The sequence below is a fragment of the Streptomyces sp. NPDC050147 genome (assembly GCF_040660195.1).
Lineage (GTDB): Bacteria > Actinomycetota > Actinomycetes > Streptomycetales > Streptomycetaceae > Streptomyces.
Genome location: NZ_JBFALJ010000014.1, coordinates 16,231 through 38,239, shown reverse-complemented (window position 1 = coordinate 38,239; position 22,009 = coordinate 16,231). Strand labels below are relative to the sequence as shown.

Genomic DNA, 22,009 nt, shown 5'->3' with positions numbered 1-22,009 from the left:
TCAACCACCGGCCCGTCGGGCGAAGGTGCTGTCCGTGTCCTGCCGGTAGGGCGTTTCCTGCCACTGGCCGGGGTCGAGGCTCTGGTCGGTGTTCTCCGCGACGAAGCTCCACGGCCCTCGGTAGACGTTGTCGTGCCAGCGGTTGTCCTGCTTGTGGGTGATCGCGTCGGCCACCCGCTTGCCCTTGTAGGGCGACCACTTCGGGTAGGTGCCGTAGTTGGAGAGGACCGCCATGCGGCCGCACTCCGTCTCGCACTTGACGACCGACGTGTCCAGCAGGAAGCGGTTGTCGTGGATGTCCACCCGCTGCGTCTTCCACCGGCAGTCGGCGTAGAGCGGTGCCTTGGAGATCGCCGGCTTCGCGCAGCGGTCGGTGTCCTTCACGAGCAACGTGCAGTAACCGGTCGAGGTGTTGGCGGGGCTGTTGCAGAACCGGTCGGCGTTCTCCCAGAGAGTGATGCCGTTCCAGTTGTTCTCCAGCACGTTCCCGTAGATCTCGATCTTGTCCGTGCGGGCGCGGATCCGTGGTTCGCCGCCGGCCTCGGACACGTAGATGGTCGCGTACGGGAAGTTGTCGCCCCGGCCTGCGTACTTACGGCCTTCGACCCAATTGTTCCGCCGGATCGTGTTGTTCCGGATGACCGCGTTGTAGCTGGTCTCGTACATCACCGCGGCACCGTCGTTGGCCTCGATCAGGTTGTTCTCGATGTGGAAGTCGTTGTTGTTGTTGTCCGCCCAGAGCCCGACCCCGCGGTTGTCGTGCACCCAGTTGCCGCGTACCTCGGCGCCGTTGACGGCCCAGAACTTGATGCCTCCGGTGCAGCCGCAGCCGGGCTTGCGCCGCTCCCAGTCGCCGGTGTTGTTGCCCACGATCTCGTTGCCCTCGACCACCAGGCCCTTGATGGAGTCACCGGTCTTGTACGCGTTCATTCCGTACTGTCCGTTGTCGCGCAGGCAACTGGCGCGGACCTTCTGGCGGGCACCGGCCATCAGCCCGGCGCCGGAGTTGTACTGGATCTTCGCGTGCTCGATCACCCATCCATCGGCCATGTCGTGGTTGACCACGCCCTCGTCGGTCGGCGCGACGAAGCGCTGCACGGTCAGATGGCGGATGGTGACGTCACGGGCGGTGCCGCTGAACGCGTAGTTGTTGGTCTTGCGGCCGTCGAGCACCGCGCCCGGCGCCCCGAGGTAGCGGTTGCCCTTCTTGGGCATGACCTGGGCGTAACGGTCCGGCTCAAGCCTGTGCTTGCCCGGTCGAAGCCAGAACGTCGTGTTGGCGGGGCTGCTCTTGGTCTTCGCGGCCAGGTCACCGACGACCGAGGGATCGACCGTCACCGCGCCCTTCGGTGCCTTCGCGGGACCGGCCGCGGGTTTGGCGCACACCCGGGCCACGGACGCGGCAGGCGCCCCGGACGCGGACGGCGCCCCGGACGTCGACGGTGTACTGGTCGACTTGGCCGGGCCGTCCGACGAACTCGTACAGCCGGTCGCGGCCAGCAAGGCCAGCGCCAACGGTGCCGTCGGCCATGCCCGGTTGCGCCACTTGAACCCCACGCGTCCTCCTTCCCTAGTCCCGGAACCTGAGTACGGTGGTGAACCCCTCCGTGCCGTCGGCGAAACCCGTGCCGACCAGCGTGGTGGTGGGCTCCTTGCGCCCGAAGCCAGGGGAGTACCAGCCCAGCGGCGGATCGCTCTCGCCGCGGTGTGCCTGCCAGCGCAACTGTCCTGGCAGGTCGAGCACCGCGAAACGGTCCTCGCCGTCCCGGGTCCAGGTGAGCATGGCCCAATCGCCCACCAGCTCCGCGGCGATCGCGGGGCCGAGGTGGAACGCCAGTCGTACGGCCCGGCGTGGGCCGCGCACCTCGTCGACGATCCGCAGCTCCTGGCTCGTGCCTGTCAGCTCCACTCGGCGGCGGTGCACGGAGCGCCGGTATCCGTCGTGCTCGGCAGACCAGCGGGTCACACCCTTGTCGGATGTGTCCGCGGCCAGGACGCGGGTGCGGGCGTGGCGGGTCCAGAGGAACGGGCCGCCGGAGACTGACTGGTCCGCGCCGTCCAGCTCCAGGGTGTTGTGGCCGAGGGTCGAGCGGAAGTACTGCCGCCACTCGGGCTGCCCGTGGTAGCAGAACGTTCCCGGGTCGGCGAGCACGTCGACCCCGTCGTGCCGGACCTCCACGGACAGCGCGTCCGCATGGGCATGCGCGGCGATGGACAGGAAGCCGTGCGGACCGCCGTCGCAGCGGCACCAGATCTCTTCCGGACCGCGCAGGATAGTCATGCCCGCGTCGGCGAAGTGATTCGGCCGCCTTGCCGGGCGGGTCACGGCCGGTGTTCCGTCTTTCGCGTACGGCCGGATGAACGCCGCGAGCAGCGGCGTGCGCACATCGGTGGCGGTCACCTCCGGCCACCAGGCGAGCCGGCCGAACACCGCGCCCCCGGTGGCGAGCAAAGAGGCCCAGCGGTCGGTGCCCGCGCCGTCCACGACCAGACCGTGCCCGTCGTCCGCGTCCCCCTGGCGAGGCGGCCGTAATCGGTTGTCCACGACGGCCGCGAGCGCGTCGGTCATCCGCAGCAGCACGAGGCGGACCGACGTGGGGACCGGCACACCTGCGGCATCCGCCTCGGCCACCGCGGCCAGGCCGAGCTCAAGGACGAGTCCGTGGTACTCGGTGGCCAGCTCGCGGTTGAGGCCGGAAGGGAAGGTGTTGCCGCGCAAGTGCCGCTCCAGCGACCGCAGTGCCTCGGCCCGCCAGCGGGCCGAGGCGGGGAACCATCCGAACGCGCAGGCCGCGGCGAACTGCCCGGCGGCCTCGGCGATGACGTGGTTGTTCGCCGAAGAACCCCGGCTGGGGAAGGCGGACAGCCAGCGCTGGTGGTGCCAGATCTGGTTCAGCGCCACCGGATTGTCCTCGAAAAGACCGGTCACGCCCGTCCATCCGCCGAGCAGTCGGCGGATCCACACCCAGGAGAGCAGCCGGATGCCCAGCTCGATGCCGCTGATCCAGTGCACGCCGCGCAGCGGTGGGTTGGCCGCCCACCACGACCGCAGGTGCTCGGCCACTCGCTCGGCGTACCGCTCCTCCCCGGTGACCGCGTAGGCGGCGGCGAGCACGGTGAGGTACTGATGCCGGGACAGCTCCCAGATCTGCTTGATGTCCCCGACCGCGTCCTCGTTGCGGTAGGGCACGTCGAAGGCGTAGCCCCACGGAGCCCGGCGCCCGGTCTTCGGGTCGTACCACCAGTCCGGGTCGGCCAGGTCGTGACGGGGCACCCCGAAGTACTCGGCGTGCCCCTCCATCAGCCGGTCGGCCTCGGCGACGAGGCGTTTGGCGGCCTCCGGCTCCACGGCGGCGATCGTCCCGGCGGGCAGTACCGCGGTGAACCGGGCGCCGGTCACGCTCGGAAAGACCGGCCGCGCCGACCGCCACCGGCGCCTGCGTACCGCGTCGCTCGCCCGGCCGCCGACCTCCCGCGGCCCCATCCGGGACAGTCGCCGGAGGTACCAGCCGGCGCTCGTGGTCATCACGCCCTCGCCAACGACACCGGAGCCCCGGCGGCCAGAGAGGCCGGCACGGCGAGGGTGGCCGCCGTGGTGGCGACGAGGGACTCCAGCGGCACCGGCATCGGCCCGCCGGACCGCACGGCCTTGATGAACGCGGCGAGTTCCGCGTTCTGGCCCTTGTCGCGGGCCTTGGGCAGCCGCGAACTGACCCACCGCTTGCGGCTGCCGCCGTAGACAGAGGCGCGGACGAAGTCGTCGAGCCGCAGCGCACGGCCGTCCGCGACCAGGTCCAGCGTCTCCTTGGGGAAGCCGGCCGGGCCGGTGGTGACGTAGCTGATGGTGGCGGTGGACCCGTCCGGGTAGCGCAGCACGACCTGCAGGTCCTCGTTGCCGGACGAGGCGACCGCGTACACCGATACGGGGTCGGCCCCCAGGAGCCAGCTCGCCGTGTCGATGAAGTGGCCGCCCTCGCCGACGAACCGCGAACCCTCGGTGCCTTGTCGCAGGTACCAGCTGCCGTGCCCGAGTTGGCCCGCGTTGACCAGGTAGCGCAGGTTCGCCGGGCCGGTCCGGGCGCCGAACCGCTTCCCGGCCTCCTGGAGCATCGGCGCGAACCGGCGGTTGAAGCCCACCTGCAGCCGGTCGTTGCCGGACTCCTCCACGGCCGCGAGCACGCCGGCCAGCTCGTCCTCGGTGAGGGCCAGGGGCTTCTCCACGAACACGGTCTTGCCGGCGAGCAGGGCCTTGCGGGTCAGTTCGGCGTGGGAGCTGTGCCGGGTGACCACGAACACCGCGTCGATGGACTTGTCGCCGAGCACCGCGTCGAGATCGGTGGTCGCCTCGGCGAAGCCGAACTTCCGCTGCGCGTTGGCTCCGGACAGCGCCGTCGTGGTGACCACTGTCGACAGCGTGACGCCGTCGCGCTGTGCCAGATGCGGCAGCAGCATCGACGTCGCGTAGTTTCCCGCGCCGACGAAGGCAAGGCGCACCGGCGTCGTGGTGGACCGGACCGGGCCGGACACCTGGCCGCCGGGTCGCTTCACCGCGGGCACGGCCACCGCCGGGGCCACCGCTTCCGCTGGGGGGCCGGCGGGGCCGGGGTACCGGAACAGCACGGCCACCGCCTTCAGGTCGCCGTCCTTGAGGCTCTGGTACGTCTCGACGGCGTCGTCGAAGTCGGCTATGCGGGAGATCAGGGGCTCCACGTCGACGCTGCCGCGAGCGACGAGATCGAGGAAACACGCCAGGTTGCGGCGCTCGGTCCAGCGCACGTAGCCGATCGGGTAATCGCGTCCCTCGAGCTCGTACGCCGGGTCGTAGCGCCCGGGGCCGTAGGAGCGGGAGAACCGGACGTCCAGTTCCTTCTCGTAGTACGCGTTCCACGGCAGGTCGAGGCTGCACTTGCCGATGTCGACGACCCGGCCGCGGTCCCGGCTCAACCGGGCGGCCAGCTCGACGGGTTGGTTGCCGGCGCCTCCGGCGGCCAGGTACACCTGGTCCACGCCGTGACCGCCGGTGAGCTCGGCGACGGCGCTCTCCACGGCCGCGGAGGCCGGATCGCCGCAGGCCGCGGCGCCCACGCGCTCGGCGAGCTCGCAGCGCACCGGGTCGGGGTCGACTCCGACGACGCGCACTCCCGAGGCGGTGAGGAGCTGCACCACCAGCTGCCCGATGAGACCGAGGCCGATGACAAGCGCCACCTCGCCGAGCTGTGGCTCGCCGCGGCGCACGCCCTGCATCGCGATCGACCCCACGGTGCCGAAGGCCGCGTGCCGGGGCGCGAGGCCGTCCGGCACCGGGGCGTAGAGGTTCTTGGGCACCCAGTTCAGCTCGGCGTGCAAGGCGTGCTCGTTGCCGGCGCAGGCCACGAGGTCACCGACCGCCACGTCGTCGATCCCGGTCCCGACCTGCTCGACCACCCCGCACAGCGAGTAGCCGAGCGGCGTGTACGAGTCCAGCTTGCCCATCACCTTGCGGTAGGTGGCGGGCACTCCGTTGGTGGCCACGCTCTGCATGACCTTGGACACCTGGTCGGGACGGGAGCGGGCCTTGCCCACCATCGACATGCCGGCCTCGGACACCTTCATGAGCTCGGTCCCGGTGGAGATCAGCGAGTAGACGCTCCGCACCAGCACGCCGTCCGGCTTGCACCCCGGCACCGGTACCTCAAGCAGCGCCAGTTCGCCACTCTTGTAATTCTGAACGACCTGTTTCACCCGAGCTCCTCTTATTTCTACGTTCAACGTCGTCAGGCCGCTTGGCTCTGGCCGGAGCCAGAGGTCGCGCCGCGATACCAGTACTCGAGGGTCAGCACATGCCACAGATGCTTGGAGAAGTCCCGCTGCCCGGCGGCGTCCTCGGCGACCATCCGCGCCAGCGCGTCGCGGCGCAGGATCCCGGAATTGACGAGCACGCCGTCGTTCACCACCTCGCGCACCAGCGGTGCCAGATCCCGGCTCATCCAGGCCCGCAGCGGGGCGCTGAACAGGCCCTTGGGCCGGTACACGATCTCCCGGGGCAGGATCGAGGTGGCCGCCTCCTTGAGGACGGCCTTGCCCTGCCGTCCGACGATCTTGCGATCACCGGGCACGGCGAACGCCGCCTTGACCACCTCGACGTCCACGTACGGCACCCGTACCTCGGTCGACGCGGCCATGCTGGAGCGGTCCGTGTACGCGAGGTTCAGGCCCGGCAGGAACATCCGGGCGTCGCCCAGGCACATGCGGTTCACGAAGTCGTCCAGGTCGTTGTCCTCGTAGATGTCCGCGTGCTCGGTCAACACGTCGTCGACCGTCCCGGCCAGGTCCGGATTGATCAGGCCGAGCAGCTCGTTCTGGTCGTACATGGTGTAGCTGCGCCGGAAGGCGGCCTCCTCCGGCAGATCGGCGAAGGAGAGGAACCGCTTCGCGAAGCGCACCGACCGATACCCCCGGCGGGCCGTGGCGACCGGCAGCCGGTCCACGGCCCTGGACAGGCCGCGCCGCAGGGGCCGCGGGACGCGCTGGTAGCGCAGCGCCAGGGTGTTGGCCAGGTGCTTGCGGTAACCGGCGAACAGTTCGTCGGCGCCCATTCCCGAGAGCATCACCTTGACCCCGGCTTCCCGGGCGGCCTCGCAGATCAGGAACGTGTTGATCGCGGCGGGGTCGCCGATCGGCTCGTCCAGGTGGTACGTCATCCGCGGCAGCAGGTCGAGCACGTTCGGAGCGATCTCGATCTCATGCAGGTCGACGCCGAACTGCTCGGCGACCTGCCGGGCATAGCGCAGATCGTCCGGCATCGCCTCGAACTTGGCGTCCTCGGCGCGGAACCCGATCGTGTACGCGGAGATCCCGGGTCGGTCCCGGGCGGCCAGCGCGGTCAGGTAGCTGGAGTCGAGACCGCCGGAGAGGAAGGTCGCCACGGGTACGTCGGAGAGCAGATGCCGCCGGGTCGATTCCTCGACGATCGCGGCCAGGTCCGGCTGCTCACCGCTGCGGGCCCGGTCCTGGCCCTCGGCGGCGACGTCCTTGAGGCTCCAGTACTGGCCGCGCTCCACCCGGCCGTCGGGCCGGCACCGCAGCCAGCTCCCCGGCGGCAGCTTCTCCGCCTCGCGGAACGCGCAACGCGAGTCCGGCACCCAGTAGTACAGCAGGGACGCCACCAGCGCCGCGTGGTCCACTTCCAGCGACCCGCCGGTCACGGCGGCGAGCGCCTTGAGCTCGGAGGCGAACACCAGGCCCTCGCCGCGCCGGAGCAGGAACAGCGGCTTGATGCCGAGCTGGTCGCGGACGAGCACCAGTTCGCCGGTGCGCTCGTCGAAGATTCCGAACGCGAACATGCCGCGCAGCCGGGGCAGACAGCCGGTTCCCCAGCGCCGCCACGCCTCCAGCAGCACCTCGCTGTCGGAGGTACCGCGAAAGCGCACCCCGGCGGCGGCCAGCTCGGTCCGCAGTTCCGGCGCGTTGTACAGCTCGCCGTTGTACGTGAGGGAGAGGCCGTCCGAGACCATTGGCTGGGCGCCGGTCTCCGACAGGTCGATGATGGCCAGCCTGCGGTGCCCGAGGTGCACTTCGCCGTCCCCGGCGCGGTGGCTGTAGCGGCCGGACCCGTCCGGCCCGCGGTGGGCGAGGGTGTCGGTGAGGCGGTCTGCCACGACCTTCCCGTCCGGCCATCGGTATGTGCCTGCGATGCCACACATGTCTTAGCGCGCCTCCTGGTCACTGTCCGGGACCCGTGCGGCCCACGTCGCCGATCGCTCCGTGCGCTGCTCGCTCATCCCGTTCTGCCGGGCCAGCCGCTCGCTGTGGCCCCGTAGCGCGATGTGCATCCCGTCCCACAGCGTGCCGTCGGTCCGGTCACGCGGGTCGGGGTCGATCAGCACCACACCGATCACCAAAATGCGCTGGTCCGCGAGTTGCCGCGCCACGGTGTGCAGCCATGCGGCGCTGCCGTGCCCGGCACGCACGACGAGCACGGTCTGGGTACCGAGGTACTGAAGGTCGGTCCACGCCGTGCCGGGCGCGACCGAGCCGACGCCGAGCCGGCGCTGCTGACGTGCCACGGCCGTGGCACGTTCACCGCTGACCACGGTCGGGTCTCCTGGCTTCGGGCGTCGGCCCGAGAGCTGGGGGCCGGGCAGACCGTCGATGACGACCACCGGCCCATCCGCGGCCAGCGTCCTGGCGACGTCCAGGGCGAGCTCGCTCGTGGTGCGCGCGCAGCCCAGTTCGAGCAGCGACACCGGTTCCGCGGAGCCGCGCACGGTGCGGGCCAGGGTGGTGGTGAGCCGTTCGTGCGCCTTCCGGGTCCGTCGTCGCTGCCAGGGGCGGGCCGGCAGGCGGGACGCGCGCCGCAGCTCCGCGATGACCGAGGCGCCCAGGTTCGTCGCGATCTCCCGCCGCAGCACGGGGCGGTTCGCCACCACCGCGCCGATCGCGGCCACCGCGAGCCCGAGGACGAGCCCGAGGAGAAGGCCGATCGCGGCGTTGGTGACAGCGGCCTTGGGCATGGAGTGTCGCAGCGCGCGGGGAGCGTCCACGATCTGTGTACCGGCGATGATCTGGGGTGTGCCGGTGCGCGCGTCCGCGGCGCGTTCGTCGAAATCGGCGATCCGGGAGTTGAGCTCGGCCCGACGGGCGAAGAGCGACTCGATGCTCGCCGAGGCCCGCGGGTCGGTCTCCGTACCCGGCGACCGGTCCCCGATCTCCTCGTTGACTTCGGCGAGTTCGCCCCGCATGCGGTCACGCTGGTCCAGCAGGGCCTTTGCCTCGGCCTTCGCCGTGTCCCGCATCCGTCGCAGGTGGTCCGCGACGAACGCGTCGGCCAGCGCCTTGGCCCGGGCCACCGCGTCCGCGTCACTGTCGCCTGTCACGTCGATCTGCAGCACGTTGTTGGTCAAGCCGGTGCCCCGGTAGTCCTCCATGAAGTCTTCGGGTTTCTCCGAGGACTTGAGGGACCGCAGGGCCTGGTCGGCGATCCGCGTGGTTCTCAGCACCTCGACATCGGTGCGCATCAGCGTTCCGGTGTCGTTCGGCTGGTCCTGCGCATGTGCGACGAGCACCTTGGTCACCGCGCTCGGTGGCGGCGGCAGCAGGACCGCCAGCGCCGCGCCGACGAGCAGGCCGAGGAGCGCCATGGAGAGCCAGAGGCGGCGGCGTCTGCGCACCGCCACCAGCAGCGCCTGAAGGTCGAAGAGCGGAGTGGCCGCCGACTCCGATGTCGTGGTCGTCACGCTGAACCTCCCGTCGCCTGGCCGCGAACCGCGAGCGCCGGATCGGCGTGGTCCGGGGGCTGCTCGGCGGAAGTCGTGGTGCGGACCCGGACCGGGCCGGCGACGACGACGCCGACGACCTCGTGCCTGCCGTCCGCGCACGCCTCGGCGATGCCGGCGATCTCCTCCGCGGTCCAGTTGCCCGCGCTGAGGACGACCAGGGCACCGGACTCCGTGTCGCGGTCCGGCACCGTCGGCCGGTCCATCGAGACTTCCACCACCCGCAGCATGGGGTACCCCTTGCTCGAAGAGCTTGGGGAAGCGTCGCTCTCGGCCGAGGCGACGAGCTGCGCGGCCGCCCGGCGGGCGATCTCGTCACCCTCCGGTACGACGACCAACAGCCGCCGCAGGCCTGGCAGTTGAGCACGGAGGCGGGCGCACACCCGCCGGTAGCGGATCCGCCTGCCGGCCTCGTCGCCGGACCTCTGCGGGGTCGGTGTGTCCCACCGGGTGTCGAGGCCGAGGAGCCGGCGGAGCCGAGCCCGCGCGCCACGGCCTCCCGACCGCTGCACCGGCGGTTCGTCGGGTACGTCGACGGCGCCCAGGAACGTCGAGCCCAGCGCCGCGGCGATCTCCGGTTCGGTGCGCAGCCGGCGGTTCATCCGTGCGGCGGTGAGATGGCCGATCACCGCCAGCAGGAAGAACAGCAGCGCCCCGGCGACGATGAGCTGCGTTCTCGTCGGCGGTGCCTCACCGGTCGGCCGGGCGGCCGACCCCATGACGACCATGCCGGCCTTGTCGTTCGCCGGGTCGGCCCGGTCCAGCTTCGTCATGGCCTCTTCCAGCGAGGTGCGCAGCTTCTCGAGCGAGGTGCGGGCCTGCACGCTCTCGACGGTCCGCCCCGGATCGGCCGCGTCGGCCAGGTCGGTGATGCGGCGGTTGGTCTCCTCGACCTTCTTCCGCAGCGCCTCGGGCTCCGAGGGGGCTTCGGTGTCGGTGGCGCCGCCCGCGATCCCCGCGGCGAACTTGACGAACTGCCGGGCCACTTGGTCGGACAGCTGCTGCGCGCGCTCCGGAGTCTCTGCCGTACCCGAGATCTTGATGATGTTCCCGTTGGTCGCCTTCGCGGCCACCTGGTCCCGCAGCTCGCTGCCGCTGACTCCGCTCCAGCCGAGCCTGTCGGCCACACGGTCGGTCACCGACGAACTGGTCGCGACGTCCACCTGGGTCAGCATTTCGCGCTCTTCCCACTGCCCCGGCAGCAGCACCGATGCCGAGGTGGTGTAACTCGGCGGGAACACCACAGAGGTGCCGTAGCCGACGAGCGCGCCCACTACGGCGACGATGGCGAGCAGTCGCCAGCGCCGACGGAAGATCCGCCCGATCGTGACCAGGCGTATCGGGTCATCACTCAACGGCGCTGCCTCCGCCCTGTCCGGCCGCCCGCCGAGACGGGGGTGTGGTCACGGCAGGCAGCGGTGTAGGCGGCGAGCAGCGCTCGCTGGGAGTTCCGCCAGGCAAGCTCTCCACTGATCCGCTCCTGGCCGATCTTGCCCATCCGCTCCCGCTGCTCCGGATCGTCAAGGAGCAGCGCGACGAGCCGGGCGAACTCGGCCTCGTCGTTGGCGGGCGCGTAGACGGCGGCGTCACCGGCGGAGACTCTCGCCTCGCGCAGGTCGAACGAGACGATCGGCCGGCCCATCACCATGTACTCCAGAACCTTGTTCATGGTCGACACGTCGTTGAGCGGATTGTGCGGGTCGGGGGAGAGGCACACGTCCGCGGTGGACAGGTAGCGCACCAGGTCGGCGTCCGGAATGCGCCCGGTGAAGTGCACCTGCTCCGAGAGCCCGAGCCTCCGGGACAGTTCCACCATGGCGTCGTAGGTGTCGCCGCCGCCGACGAACACCGCGCTCCAGTCGCTCCGCCCGACCTCGTCGCGCAGCTTGGCAAGGGCACGCAAGGCGTAGTCGACGCCGTCCTGCGGGCCCATCACGCCGAGGTAGCACAGCAGATGAGGCTTGCCGCGCTTCAACTCCGGCTCAGGTGGCACGGGTTGGAACCGTGCGGTGTCGGGTGCGCTGCGTACCACGAACACGTCTTCCGGTCGCCGGCCGCCACGGCGCACCGCGACGTCGCGGTAGCTCTCGTTCGTGGCGAGCACGATGTCCGCGGCGCGGTAGGTCCGCCGCTCCAGCGCGCACACGGCGCGGTAGAGCAGGTCTTCGCCGCGGTCGAACCGGGAGAGGTACAGCTCGGGAACCAGGTCGTGCTGGTCGAAGACGAACCGCGCTCCGCGCCGCTTCATCCACAGTGCCGGCAGGAACAGCAGGTCGGGCGGGTTGCAGGCGTGGACGACGTCGACCGGGCCGACCTTCCGGGCCAGTCGGACCGTATGCCACAACGCCGATCCGTACTCCCGCAGGTAGCCGGCCGGTCCTCCGGTGGCCGCGCGCAACGGGTAGCGGTGGATCCGCACCCCGTCGATCTCCGCCTCTGGTTCCGTGTCCCGTTTCTCCCCCTGGGGACAGATGACGTGCACCTTCCAGCCCGCGTCGCGCAGCGTCGTGCACTCCTGCCACACCCGCCGGTCGAACGGCACCGACAGGTTCTCCACCAGGATCAGCGCGCGCCGGTCTTTCCGGTCGCCACCACTTGTGTCATCGAACGATGTGTTACCAAGCAAGGCCCATGTACCCCGGTTCGGTTCGGCGCGCGTCGGCGTCAGGAAGGTGGATGAGGTCGACGATCACCGGTCCGTCGCCATGGGGCAGCGCCGCGAGGACGTCCGGATCCCTGGTTCCGACCAGGCACACGTCCGCGTGCGCGAGCACCTCGTCGACGGAGTCCGCCATCAGTTGCGCGAGGTGCGGCAGCCGGGTCTCGATGTACTCCCGGTTCGCGCCGATCAGCCGCGAGAGGCTCACGTTGGCGTCGTAGATCCGCAAGGAGTAGCCCTTGCCGTGGAGTCTCTCCGCGAGCTCGACGAGCGGGCTCTCGCGGAGGTCGTCGGTGCCGGGCTTGAACGAAAGTCCGAACAGGCCCACGCGGCGCTTGCCGGTGCGTTCGACCAGTTTCACCGCGCGCTGCAGATGGTCGGAGTTGGAGGCCAGTACGTGGGAGAGGATGGGCACCGAGACGTCGGCCCGCTGCGCCGCGTGGACCAGGCTGCGCAGGTCCTTGGGCAGGCAGGAGCCGCCGAAGGCGAAGCCGGGTCGCAGATAGGCGGGGCTGATGTTGAGCTTCCGGTCGGCCAGGAACACGTCCATCACCTGGTGCGAGTCCACCCCGAGCGCCTGGCACACCGCGCCCAGTTCGTTCGCGAAGCCGATCTTGAGACCGTGAAACGCGTTGTCCGCGTACTTGATCGCCTCGGCCGTCGGGACCGGCACCCGGAAGACTTCGCCGGGCAGCCCCTCGTACAGCGCCGCCACCACGTCGCCGCTTGCCGGGTCGAGCTCGCCGATGACGGTCTTGGGTGGATCGAAGAAGTCCCGCACGCTCGTGCCCTCGCGCAGGAACTCCGGGCTGACCGCGACCCCGACGTCCACCCCGGCCGTGCCCCCGACGTGCTTCTCCAGGATCGGTACCAGCAGATTCAGGCACGTGCCCGGGAGCATGGTGCTGCGGAACACGACGGTGTGCCGCCCGCCCCGCTCGGCCAGCGCGGCGCCGATCTGCTCGGTGACCCGCTCCAAGTACGTGGTGCACAGGCTGCCGTTGGGCTCCGACGGCGTACCCACGCAGACCAGCGACACGTCGCTGCCCATGACCGCCTCGCGGACGTCGCTGGTGGCGCGCAACGCTCCGGTCCGCACGGCCTCGGCCACGAGCTCGCCGATTCGCTCCTCGACCACCGGGGCCTTGCCGTCGTTGACCAGGTCGACCTTCACCTGGCTGACGTCCACCCCGGTGACCTCGTGACCCATGCCTGCCAGGCACGCGGCCGACACGCAGCCCACATAGCCGAGCCCTAAGACGCAGACCCTCATATCCCGTTCCTCCCCCCAGGCACGCCTTTCCGGCGTGCCTTCCGTGCGCCGGCCGGACCACGGTCCCCGCGCATCAGTCGCATGAGTCGCATCAGTAGGCCCCCTGGCCCTGGAGCACCGCACGCAGCGTCTTCCACAAGATCACTGTGTCCAGGGCGAGCGACCAGTCCTCCACGTACCGCAGGTCGAGGCGGACCGCCTCCTCCCAGGGCAGGTCGCTGCGTCCACTGATCTGCCACAGGCCGGTGAGCCCGGGCTTGACCAGGAGCCGCCGCCGGATGTCCGGGCCGTACGCAGCGGACTCCTCCGGTAGCGGAGGCCGCGGGCCGACGAGCGACATCGAGCCGGTGAGCACGTTGAAGAGCTGCGGCAGCTCGTCGATCGAGTAACGACGCAGCACCGCTCCCACTCGGGTCACCCGGGGGTCCCGGCGGAGCTTGAACAGCAGCCCCGCACCCTCGTTGCGGGAGGCCAGCTCGGCACGTGCCCCGTCGGCTCCCACGACCATGGTGCGGAACTTGAAGATGGTGAACTCGCGGCCGTCCTTGCCGACCCTGCGCTGGCGGTACACCGCCCCGCCCCGGCTGTCCATCAGCACGAGCAACGCGACGAGCACCATCAGCGGCGCGAACAGCATCAGCAGGACTGCCGCGCCCGTCCGGTCCACGACCCCTTTGACCACCCGGCGGCCCCCGGAGAAGGTCGGCATGCTGACCCGCAGCAGGGGGATGCCGAGCACCGCGTCGACGTGCAGCCGCGGTCCGGCCACCTCCATCAGTACGGGAGCCACGACCATCTCGGCGTCGCTGCCCTCCAGGTTCCAGGCCAGTCGCTGCAGTCCGTCCGGTGACCAGTGCGGGTCCGGTGTGACCGCCACGACTCGGTAGCCGTCGCGGCGGACGTGGTCGGCGACGTCCGTCAGCCGGCCCACGATCGGCACTCCATCCAGGTGATCGCCGTCGAGCCCGTAACCGTCCGGCGTGCACACCGCCTCGACTCGCCAACCCAGGTGCGGGAGCTTACGGGTGCGGGCGATGAGGTCGCGTACGGTGGCCGGGCTCCCGGCGGCGAGCACCGGGCGCAGGCACCGTCCTTCCTTGCGATGTCTGTGCAGCCACAGGCGTAACAGATACCGCTCGGTCATGATGACGAGGGCGACCGCCGGGATCGCGACGAATATCCAGAGTTTGATGTTGCGCGAGGTGAGGGCGATCCCGCCGAGCGACAGTACGACGGCCGCCGTGAACAGTGAGCGCCCGAGCCGACGGAACTCCTCGGCGCCCTGGCCGAGCACGGCCGGCGCCCACGCCCGGTTCGCCGCCAGCGCTCCGATCACGAGAAGCTCGGTGCCGAAGGCGAGGATGCGCCACTTCTCGTGCCAGTTCGCGGCATCCCGGACCCCGAAGAAGCCTCCGATCGCCCCCACCACGAGGGCGGTGACCACGGCATCGCTGGTGATCACGGCACGGCGGTAGCGCTGCTCCCAGTCGATCGGTGGCTTGGTGATTGACCCGTTCCCCGGACGCCTGTGCGCCGGTGGAAACGGGCTGACTAATTCCCCCTGCTGCACAGACCCCCCCAGGTCGTCAGTGGGCTCGACGCGTTCGCTCCACACGGTTCCTCCCCCTCGGGAGGCCCCCGCCCCCCGTGATGTGTCCTCCCCTCGGGAGGCCCCCGCCTCCCGCCACGCCACGCTGTTCCTCCCCCCGGGAGGTCCCCGCCCCCAGCGAATGACATCCCGGCTATTGCGGCGTTACTCGAACATCCCACCCAGGCGCCAACGGACACGCATGCCCTGTCGGCCCCCTTACGTGTGCAAGACCCCGTGGAAACCCCGGGTGTTCCCCACACCCCAAGCCCTTTTCGGGCAGCACGAATTGATCTCCCCCGAGCCCGGCGCCGGGATACGCGACTACTGATCGTTCATGGCACCGGATTTATAGATCATCATTTGTCGCTCGTGTCCGCCTGTGAAGCACGGTCAATCTAGACCATTGGCGCCGGTCTGAAGAGGGGATGTGTGTAATTTGTGGTCAACCTTTGAAGCTTGTTCAACTGGCCGGTGATCACCTGCGGCGCCTTGATATGGGAGGGGCGCCTTGTGACCTGTGACAACGGGAGTTTTCTGAGCGGTCGGCACCGGCAACACCCGGGCTGCCAGGCGCTGTTGGCGCCGATACCGCCATCGTGATACCGAGCCGCATCAAGTGGCTGCTCCGCGAGGCGTGTTGACTGCCCCTCCACCGGCTCGTCGCTGGGTATGGCCCCACGGGCGACTGTCGTATCCAGCGGTAACGCTGAACTGCGGAAGCTGGAGATGGAATTGGCTGAAAGGCTGATAGGGCAACCCCCCACCCTTGAGGACGTGGCGACGCGAGCAGGGGTGTCGAAGTCCACGGTGTGGCGGATGATCAACGGCGAGCCGACGGTGCGGCCAGTGGTTGCCGAACGTATTCGGGAAGCGCTGGAGAAGCTTGGATATGTGCTGAATCAGGCTGCCAGGAGGCTCGTCACCCGCCGCAACAACGCCGTCGCCGTGGTGGTCACCGAACCTCAGAACCGGCTCTTCGTCGACTCCTGTCCTCCTCGGCCCCGTGCATCGCGGCGACGTCTACACGTACGTCGACGCCGACAACCGCGGCGGCGCCCGGGAAGCCGTCCGCCACCTCGCCGACCGTAATCACCCCCACCCGTCCGGTCATCCGCAGTTCGGCCTGAGCGCCGACCCCGTGCCCCGGCGACTCGATGACCCGGCGACTCCAGGGCCCGGCGCCCTGACCGCAGGCTTCCTGGCGACCTCGAAGCGGGGGCCATTCCCCGCTTCCTGTATGGTCGCCCCTGTCACCTAAACGGGGAGTATTCCCCACTTCTTGTCGGGAGCCATCGATGCGCACGCAGCAGCCCACCGTCCGACTCGCCGACCTCACCGAGGACTTCACCGCCGACCCGTACTCCGCCTTCGCCGCACTGCGCTCCCGCGGGCCTGTCCATCACGTACGTTTCCCCACCGGGGGCGAATCGTGGCTGGTGGTCGGGTACGAGGAAGCGCGCGCCGCGTTCGCCGACCCCAGGCTGCGCAACGACGTACGGCACTCTGCCGACTTCGAGGACGACGGGCTGTACGCCGTGGGCCGCAACATGCTCCAGACCGATCCGCCCGACCACACCCGCCTACGGACGCTGGTGGCCCGCGAGTTCACCGCCCGCCGCGTCCAGGCGCTGCGGCCCCGCGTTCAGGAAGCGGCCGACGCGCTGCTGGACGCGGTGGCCGCCGAGGGCCGTGCGGACCTGGTGGCCGCCTACGCCTATCCGCTGCCGCTCACCATCATCTGCGAGCTGCTCGGTGTGCCAGACGCGGACCGGGCCGCCTTCCGCGCGTGGTCCACGAAGGTCGTCGCCCTCGACGAACCGGAGCAGTCAGCCCGCGCCTCGCAGGAGATGGCCGCGTACCTCGCGGGGCTGGCGGAGCAGAAGCGGCGGCTGCCGGACGCGGCGGAGAGCGATCTGCTGCACGCCCTGGTCCGCACCCACGACGGGGACGGCGCCGACCGGCTCACCCCGGAGGAACTGCTCGGCATGGCCTTCCTGCTGCTGGTCGCGGGTCATGAGACCACCGTCAACCTCATCGCCAACGCCGTCCACCTGCTGCTCGGCCACCCCGACCAGCTCGCCGCCCTCCGCGCCGACCCCGAGTTGCTGACCGGCGCCGTGGAGGAGACGCTCCGCTTTGAAGCGCCCGCACCAGCGGGCACCTACCGCTACACCGCCGAACCGATCGCCCTCGGTGGTGCGCGGATACCGGCCGGGGCGCGTGTCGTGCTCTCCATCGCCGCCGCGAATCGCGATCCCGCGCGCTTCTGCGATCCCGAACGGTTCGACATTCGCCGCGATCCCGGCGTGACCCGCGCACGCCTCGCCTTCGGGCACGGCCTGCACCACTGCCTGGGGGCCCCGCTGGCCCGCTTGGAAGCGACCGTGGCGCTGCGCATCCTGCTGGACCGTTTCCCGCGCCTGGCCTTCGACGGCGACGGCACACCGCAGTGGCGCACCAGTCTCATGCGGAGCCTGAGCGAGGTGCCGGTGCGCTGGTAGAGACCGAGCACGCCTGCTGCGCAGGTGTCTCATGCGTCTACCGTGTCTGTCATGAGCCGTTGGGAAGAGTTGACCGGTGGGACATCCGGGGAGGACTATGCCGCCCGCTTCGCCGCCCTGGAGGGAAGCGGCAAGGACATGCACGGTGAGGCGGGGTTGTGCGCCAAGCTGGTGCCCGCCGGAGCGCGGGTGCTGGATGCCGGGTGCGGTACCGGCCGGGTCATGATCCGGTTGGCGGAGCTCGGGTATGACTGCGTCGGGGTCGATCTGGACGCTTCCATGCTGGCCGTGGCGCGCAGGCAGGCGCCCGAACTGCCCTGGATCCAGGCAGACCTGGCCACGTTCGACCCGGCCGAACTCCAGGCGGGGGCGGGCTTCGATCTCGTGGTCGCCGCCGGCAACATCTTCCCCCTCCTTGCTTCGGGCACTGAGGCCGCGGTGGTCAGCCGCCTGGCCGGGGTCCTGCGTCCCGGGGGCTTCATGGTCGCCGGATTCGGCCTGGACGAAGCGCACCTGCCGGTACCGCCCACCATCACCCTGCCCGAGTTCGACGCCTACTGCGCCGAGGCCCGCCTCACCCTCGTAGACCGCTTCGCGACGTGGGACGGCGACCCGTACGAAGGTGGCGGCTATGCCGTCAGTGTCCATCGGGCGCAACGCGGCTGAAGATCTACGGGACGCACGCGGGGCGCGCCCGGGACGCAGTCGGCGCTGTGGCGAGCCCGTCGACGAGGCTGCCGACGGTGCAGGACAATGCCCCACTGGCCTCGGGCAGTCTGACAGAGGAGATCGAGCGGTTGCGGGCCGCGTTTCGCGGCCGGACCAAGAGCCCTGCCCTCCTAGGGGCAGGGCTCTTGCGGTTGGGCGTCAGTCAGTCGAGAGGGCTTCCAGGAGCTGTCCGGCCTTGGGGTCGCTCAGGGCGCGAGCAGCATCGGCAAGTGCGACCATGCCTACGAGGCTGTGCCCGTCGATCACGGGTAGCCGCCGCACTTTGTGGTTGGTCATCGTCGCGAAAACCTCGTCGACGCTGTCGTCCGCACCGATGGTGACGGCTTCGCCTTGCGCGAGTTCCCCGACGAGGACCTTGGACGGGTCCTTGCCCTGTCCGAGCACCTTGATGACGATGTCACGGTCAGTGAGGACGCCCTTGAGGCGGTCGTCAGTCCCGCAGATGGGCAGCGCCCCCACGTCGAGCTCGGTGAGCTTGGCGGCAGCTTGCGAGATGGTCTCCTCCGCCCCGGCACACTCGGCGCCGGGGGTCATGATGTCGCGTGCGGTGGTCACGTGGAACTCCTTGCCGGTCGATGGGCGTTCCGGCCGTGAGGTGGCCGGACCTGTGCACGCAGACCGGGTGCCCAGGGCACGCGGAGGTCATACACGCTGAACACGGCGCAAAGTCGCTCCTCTTGGAGGCGCGATGCCAGGAACAACCGACTGATCACTGGCATAGACCCATGGCCGGACGCGATGGGCGTAACGACTCGAACGGGGACCAAAGCCCTGTTCGGCACGCCCGCTTGCGAGGCAATCGGCACGGCAGATGAGCTGACGCTGGGCCCGGGGCCCGGCGTACCGGACGTTTGTGTAAGGAGAGAGAAGTGCTGCTGTCCATGGCGATCGATCTGCGTCAGGCGTTGACTCGCTATGCCGAAGCGGTCCTGGAGGACGAGCGACGCTCGACGCCCGAGACTGCTCGGGCGCGCGAGGAGCGCGCAGGCACGCTGTGTGAGATGACCGGCACAAGTGATGTGGTGGCGGCGATACACGCGGCCACCACATTTCTGGGGCGGCGGGTAGCGGGCCCGCACGGACGTGGTCGGCGAGGCGGCGCCAGGGCGCGTACCGGGCCGTAGCCGGGGCGAGCGCGCGAGGCATTGTGAGCGACTGGCTGATAGCTGCCAACGGCCAACCGCCATCGCGGGCGCCACGCCCCACAGCGCACCAGGCGGCAGACGGGCGGATCGGTGTGAGCCACGGGTGCCTCGACTGGCGGTAGGCGGGACATTGTTACGCGGGCCGCCACATCGCTTCGGCCGAACCACTCGGGCGAGGCCGTCGGCGGCCTCCCGGCGTCGGGCAGGCGGGACGGGCAGTCAGGACAGGTCCACGTGGGCGACGGCCGCGCGTCGGCCGTGCCCGTGCGCTTCCTCGGCTGTCCTCCGGGTGCACCGGGCGGTAGTACCAGGCCGGTCGGTCGTAAACCCTCCTCGTGGCCACGGCCGGGGCCCGGCCGGACGAAGGGCCAGGAGGGTCGGGTGGGGCGTCAGGGCGGGCCGATGGACGGTTCGCTTGCCGCCTCGGTTCGAGGCTCGGTCATGCGCGCTTGCGGACCCTTCGAGAGCGCGACGCAATCACCGCGCAGGGCCCCGAGTCGCGCACGGGCCCAAATCGGTCGCTGTGGAGAGGTGAGGGCTCGGACGGCGTGGGAACTTGGATCACATGACTCCTTCTCACCACCCGGACTCGAACCCCGACCCGGACCTGCCGGGCCCCGATCCCGATCCCGAAGGCTCCACGGGACTCGAACCCGGAGGGGGCGTGCCACCGGGAGAGACCCCGCCCGCCGAGAGCAGCATGTCGGGGGCGGGTCCGGAGGAGACGCACAATCCGCCGAAGGGTTGGGCGAAGGGGCCGCTGGCCGTGATCATCGGCCTTGTGGCGCTGGTGGCGGCGTTCTTCCTCGTCTACGCGCTCGTGCTGCTGCTGTAACGCGGGGGAGGGGCCGAGGAAGGTGGTGGGACGTGAAGGAGCGACCCAACAGGCATCAGTGAGGACCGAAGGCAGGACACATGATGAGCGAACCAACCCCGTCCAAGGCCGAAGGCGAGCGCGAGACGACGGACGACGAGGCGGGGGAGCCGGCGGAGAACGAGCGGACCCAGCCTCCCCGGACGACGCCGTCGCAGGCAGAGGGAGACAAGGAACAGGGCGAGGGCGGCACGGACGGCTGAGCCGTACGGGGCCGACGCGCTGACAGGGTCACCTGCCCGTCAGCTCTCCGGTCTGCAACCTCGCATAGCTTTATGAATCGGAGCAAAACGAACACATTCGGGTCGAAGGAGACGACGAACGTGACGGATGTATCGAGCAAGGGTCCCGCGTCGGACGACGGTCGGGAGGCGCTCACCAACCGGCAGGGCCATCCGGTCTACGACAACCAGAACCAGCGCACCGTCGGCTCACGCGGCCCGGCGACGCTGGAGAACTACCAGTTCCTCGAGAAGATCAGCCACTTCGACCGCGAACGCATCCCCGAGCGCGTCGTCCACGCCCGCGGCGTGACGGCCTACGGGTACTTCGAGGCGTACGGCGCCTTCGGTGACGAGCCCATCGCCCGCTTCACCCGAGCCAAGCTCTTCCAGGAGCGCGGCAAGCGCACCGATGTCGCCGTGCGCTTCTCGACGGTCATCGGAGGCCGCGACTCCTCGGAGGCGGCCCGCGACCCACGCGGCTTCGCGGTCAAGTTCTACACCGAAGACGGCAACTGGGACCTGGTCGGCAACAACCTGGGCGTCTTCTTCATCCGGGACGCGATCAAGTTCCCCGACGTCATCCACGCACTCAAGCCGGACCCCGTGACGTTCGAGCAGCAGCCCCGGCGCATCTTCGACTTCATGTCGCAGACGCCCGAGTCCATGCACATGCTGATCAACCTGTTCAGCCCGCGTGGCATCCCCGCCGACTACCGGCACATGCAGGGCTTCGGCGTCAACACGTACAAGTGGGTCAACGAACAGGGCGAGTCCCTCCTGGTGAAGTACCACTGGATGCCCAAGCAGGGCGTCCGCAGCATGACCGAGGAGGACGCGGCCAACGTACAGGCCGAGGGTCTGGGACACGCCACCAAGGACCTGTACGAGGCGGTCGAGCGCGGCGAGTACCCGGAGTGGGAGCTGCTCGTCCAGGTCATGGAGGACCACGACCACCCGGAGCTGGACTTCGACCCGCTCGACGACACGAAGACCTGGCCCGAGCAGGACTTCCCGCCCAAGCCGGTCGGCCGGATGGTGCTCGACCGGATGCCGGAGAACTACTTCGCGGAGAACGAGCAGATCTCCTTCGGCACGGGCGTCCTGGTGGACGGCCTCGACTTCTCCGACGACAAGATGCTGGTCGGGCGCACCTTCTCCTACAGCGACACCCAGCGCTACCGCGTCGGCCCCAACTACCTGCAACTGCCCGTCAACCAGGCCAAGAACGCCGAGGTCCGCACGAACCAGCGCGACGGCCTGATGACCTATCACGTCGACGGCGGCGGCGAGAACCCCATCGTCAACTACGAGCCGTCCATCACCGGCGGCCTGCGGGAGGCCCAGTACCCGACCCACGACGAAGTGGGTCCGGAGATCCACGGCCGACTGACGCGCAAGCGCATCCCGCGCACCAACGACTACCTCCAGGCCGGGCAGCGCTACCTCCTGATGGAGCAGTGGGAGCGCGACGATCTCGTGGCCAACTTCATCGGGCTGTTGTCGCAGTGCGACCGGGCGGTCCAGGAGCGGATGGTCTGGCACTTCCTCCTCGTCGAGAACGAGCTCGGCCTCAAGGTCGGCGAAGGACTCGGTATCGGTCCGAAGGATGTCGCGGGGCTCCAGCCGCTGGCCAGCCAGGACCTGACCGAGGAGGACCGCAAGCGGCTCGGCTCCCTGGGTGACAACCCGCCGCGGGACGTCAACGGGCTGACCATGACGCACTGTGTCCCCGACGAGCGGCACGTCGTGACCCGCTGAC

General features: G+C 69.9%; 18 protein-coding genes. 8 read left to right on the top strand and 10 right to left on the bottom strand.

The features are described 5' to 3' along the window. The 9 genes from AB0I94_RS21950 to AB0I94_RS21910 all read right to left on the bottom strand — a co-directional run bounded on the left by AB0I94_RS21950 (nucleotide 1) and on the right by AB0I94_RS21910 (nucleotide 14,756). On the bottom strand, nucleotides 1-1,557 hold the full coding sequence (locus tag AB0I94_RS21950) for a right-handed parallel beta-helix repeat-containing protein (protein WP_363311269.1): 1,557 nt from the start codon (nucleotides 1,555-1,557) through the stop codon (nucleotides 1-3). 13 nt (nucleotides 1,558-1,570) lie between these two features. Beyond that, nucleotides 1,571-3,526, bottom strand: coding sequence for an alginate lyase family protein (locus AB0I94_RS21945; protein ID WP_363311268.1), 1,956 nt, complete (start codon nucleotides 3,524-3,526; stop codon nucleotides 1,571-1,573). Then, nucleotides 3,526-5,721 carry a bi-domain-containing oxidoreductase gene (locus AB0I94_RS21940; RefSeq protein WP_363311267.1) on the bottom strand — a complete coding sequence of 732 codons (2,196 nt, stop codon included), beginning with the start codon at nucleotides 5,719-5,721 and terminating at the stop codon, nucleotides 3,526-3,528. The genes AB0I94_RS21945 and AB0I94_RS21940 overlap by 1 nt, the downstream gene beginning before the upstream one ends. A 32-nt stretch (nucleotides 5,722-5,753) precedes the next feature. Continuing rightward, complete coding sequence (gene asnB / locus AB0I94_RS21935; RefSeq protein ID WP_363311266.1) at nucleotides 5,754-7,682, bottom strand: asparagine synthase (glutamine-hydrolyzing); 1,929 nt, start codon at nucleotides 7,680-7,682, stop codon at nucleotides 5,754-5,756. A 3-nt stretch (nucleotides 7,683-7,685) separates the two neighbouring features. Continuing rightward, entirely contained in the window at nucleotides 7,686-9,215 is a 1,530-nt protein-coding gene (locus tag AB0I94_RS21930) for a Wzz/FepE/Etk N-terminal domain-containing protein (protein WP_363311265.1), read from the bottom strand. Beyond that, nucleotides 9,212-10,609, bottom strand: a complete 1,398-nt coding sequence (locus tag AB0I94_RS21925) for a Wzz/FepE/Etk N-terminal domain-containing protein (RefSeq protein ID WP_363311263.1) — start codon at nucleotides 10,607-10,609, stop codon at nucleotides 9,212-9,214. The genes AB0I94_RS21930 and AB0I94_RS21925 overlap by 4 nt, the downstream gene beginning before the upstream one ends. Then, nucleotides 10,606-11,880 carry a glycosyltransferase family 4 protein gene (locus AB0I94_RS21920; protein WP_363311262.1) on the bottom strand — a complete coding sequence of 425 codons (1,275 nt, stop codon included), beginning with the start codon at nucleotides 11,878-11,880 and terminating at the stop codon, nucleotides 10,606-10,608. Before AB0I94_RS21920 ends, AB0I94_RS21925 begins: the two co-directional genes overlap by 4 nt. Beyond that, a complete protein-coding gene (locus AB0I94_RS21915) occupies nucleotides 11,870-13,186 on the bottom strand; it encodes a nucleotide sugar dehydrogenase (RefSeq protein WP_363311261.1) in 1,317 nt (438 codons plus the stop codon). Before AB0I94_RS21915 ends, AB0I94_RS21920 begins: the two co-directional genes overlap by 11 nt. Before the next feature lie 91 nt (nucleotides 13,187-13,277). Further along, the gene (locus tag AB0I94_RS21910; protein ID WP_363311433.1) at nucleotides 13,278-14,756 is read right to left on the bottom strand and encodes a sugar transferase; all 1,479 of its coding nucleotides are present in this window, start codon (nucleotides 14,754-14,756) and stop codon (nucleotides 13,278-13,280) included. Nucleotides 14,757-15,446: 690 nt separating this feature from the next. Between AB0I94_RS21910 and AB0I94_RS21905 the strand changes: the two genes are divergently transcribed. The 4 genes from AB0I94_RS21905 to AB0I94_RS21890 are packed head-to-tail and all read left to right on the top strand — an operon-like array spanning nucleotide 15,447 to nucleotide 17,944. Further along, on the top strand, nucleotides 15,447-15,866 hold the full coding sequence (locus AB0I94_RS21905; protein ID WP_363311260.1) for a LacI family DNA-binding transcriptional regulator: 420 nt from the start codon (nucleotides 15,447-15,449) through the stop codon (nucleotides 15,864-15,866). After that, nucleotides 15,781-16,035, top strand: coding sequence for a hypothetical protein (locus AB0I94_RS21900; protein WP_363311449.1), 255 nt, complete (start codon nucleotides 15,781-15,783; stop codon nucleotides 16,033-16,035). Before AB0I94_RS21905 ends, AB0I94_RS21900 begins: the two co-directional genes overlap by 86 nt. Before the next feature lie 37 nt (nucleotides 16,036-16,072). Beyond that, on the top strand, nucleotides 16,073-17,278 hold the full coding sequence (locus AB0I94_RS21895) for a cytochrome P450 (RefSeq protein ID WP_363311259.1): 1,206 nt from the start codon (nucleotides 16,073-16,075) through the stop codon (nucleotides 17,276-17,278). 51 nt (nucleotides 17,279-17,329) lie between these two features. Further along, nucleotides 17,330-17,944, top strand: coding sequence for a class I SAM-dependent methyltransferase (locus AB0I94_RS21890; RefSeq protein ID WP_363311258.1), 615 nt, complete (start codon nucleotides 17,330-17,332; stop codon nucleotides 17,942-17,944). Between the two features lie 201 nt (nucleotides 17,945-18,145). Here the strand turns inward: AB0I94_RS21890 and AB0I94_RS21885 are convergent, their stop codons facing one another. Further along, on the bottom strand, nucleotides 18,146-18,562 hold the full coding sequence (locus AB0I94_RS21885; RefSeq protein WP_363311257.1) for a CBS domain-containing protein: 417 nt from the start codon (nucleotides 18,560-18,562) through the stop codon (nucleotides 18,146-18,148). A gap of 314 nt (nucleotides 18,563-18,876) precedes the next feature. On the opposite strand from AB0I94_RS21885, the gene AB0I94_RS21880 reads away from it, so the two are divergent. From AB0I94_RS21880 to AB0I94_RS21865, 4 genes are all read left to right on the top strand, one after another. Then, on the top strand, nucleotides 18,877-19,131 hold the full coding sequence (locus tag AB0I94_RS21880; protein WP_363311256.1) for a DUF5133 domain-containing protein: 255 nt from the start codon (nucleotides 18,877-18,879) through the stop codon (nucleotides 19,129-19,131). Between the two features lie 586 nt (nucleotides 19,132-19,717). After that, a complete protein-coding gene (locus tag AB0I94_RS21875; RefSeq protein WP_363311255.1) occupies nucleotides 19,718-19,987 on the top strand; it encodes a DUF6480 family protein in 270 nt (89 codons plus the stop codon). A gap of 83 nt (nucleotides 19,988-20,070) precedes the next feature. Continuing rightward, complete coding sequence (locus tag AB0I94_RS21870) at nucleotides 20,071-20,229, top strand: hypothetical protein (protein ID WP_363311254.1); 159 nt, start codon at nucleotides 20,071-20,073, stop codon at nucleotides 20,227-20,229. A gap of 120 nt (nucleotides 20,230-20,349) precedes the next feature. After that, the gene (locus AB0I94_RS21865; RefSeq protein ID WP_363311253.1) at nucleotides 20,350-22,008 is read left to right on the top strand and encodes a catalase; all 1,659 of its coding nucleotides are present in this window, start codon (nucleotides 20,350-20,352) and stop codon (nucleotides 22,006-22,008) included. The last annotated feature ends 1 nt before the right edge of the window (nucleotide 22,009 follow it).

Excerpts from the sequence above, each read along its gene's own strand:
- AB0I94_RS21945 (WP_363311268.1), bottom strand. The coding sequence starts at position 3,526 with ATGACCACGAGCGCCGGCTGGTACCTCCGGCGACTGTCCCGGATGGGG.
- asnB (WP_363311266.1), bottom strand. The coding sequence starts at position 7,682 with ATGTGTGGCATCGCAGGCACATACCGATGGCCGGACGGGAAGGTCGTG.
- AB0I94_RS21870 (WP_363311254.1), top strand. The coding sequence starts at position 20,071 with ATGAGCGAACCAACCCCGTCCAAGGCCGAAGGCGAGCGCGAGACGACG.
- AB0I94_RS21915 (WP_363311261.1), bottom strand. The coding sequence starts at position 13,186 with ATGAGGGTCTGCGTCTTAGGGCTCGGCTATGTGGGCTGCGTGTCGGCC.
- AB0I94_RS21905 (WP_363311260.1), top strand. The coding sequence starts at position 15,447 with ATGGCCCCACGGGCGACTGTCGTATCCAGCGGTAACGCTGAACTGCGG.
- AB0I94_RS21895 (WP_363311259.1), top strand. The coding sequence starts at position 16,073 with ATGCGCACGCAGCAGCCCACCGTCCGACTCGCCGACCTCACCGAGGAC.
- AB0I94_RS21890 (WP_363311258.1), top strand. The coding sequence starts at position 17,330 with ATGAGCCGTTGGGAAGAGTTGACCGGTGGGACATCCGGGGAGGACTAT.
- AB0I94_RS21875 (WP_363311255.1), top strand. The coding sequence starts at position 19,718 with ATGACTCCTTCTCACCACCCGGACTCGAACCCCGACCCGGACCTGCCG.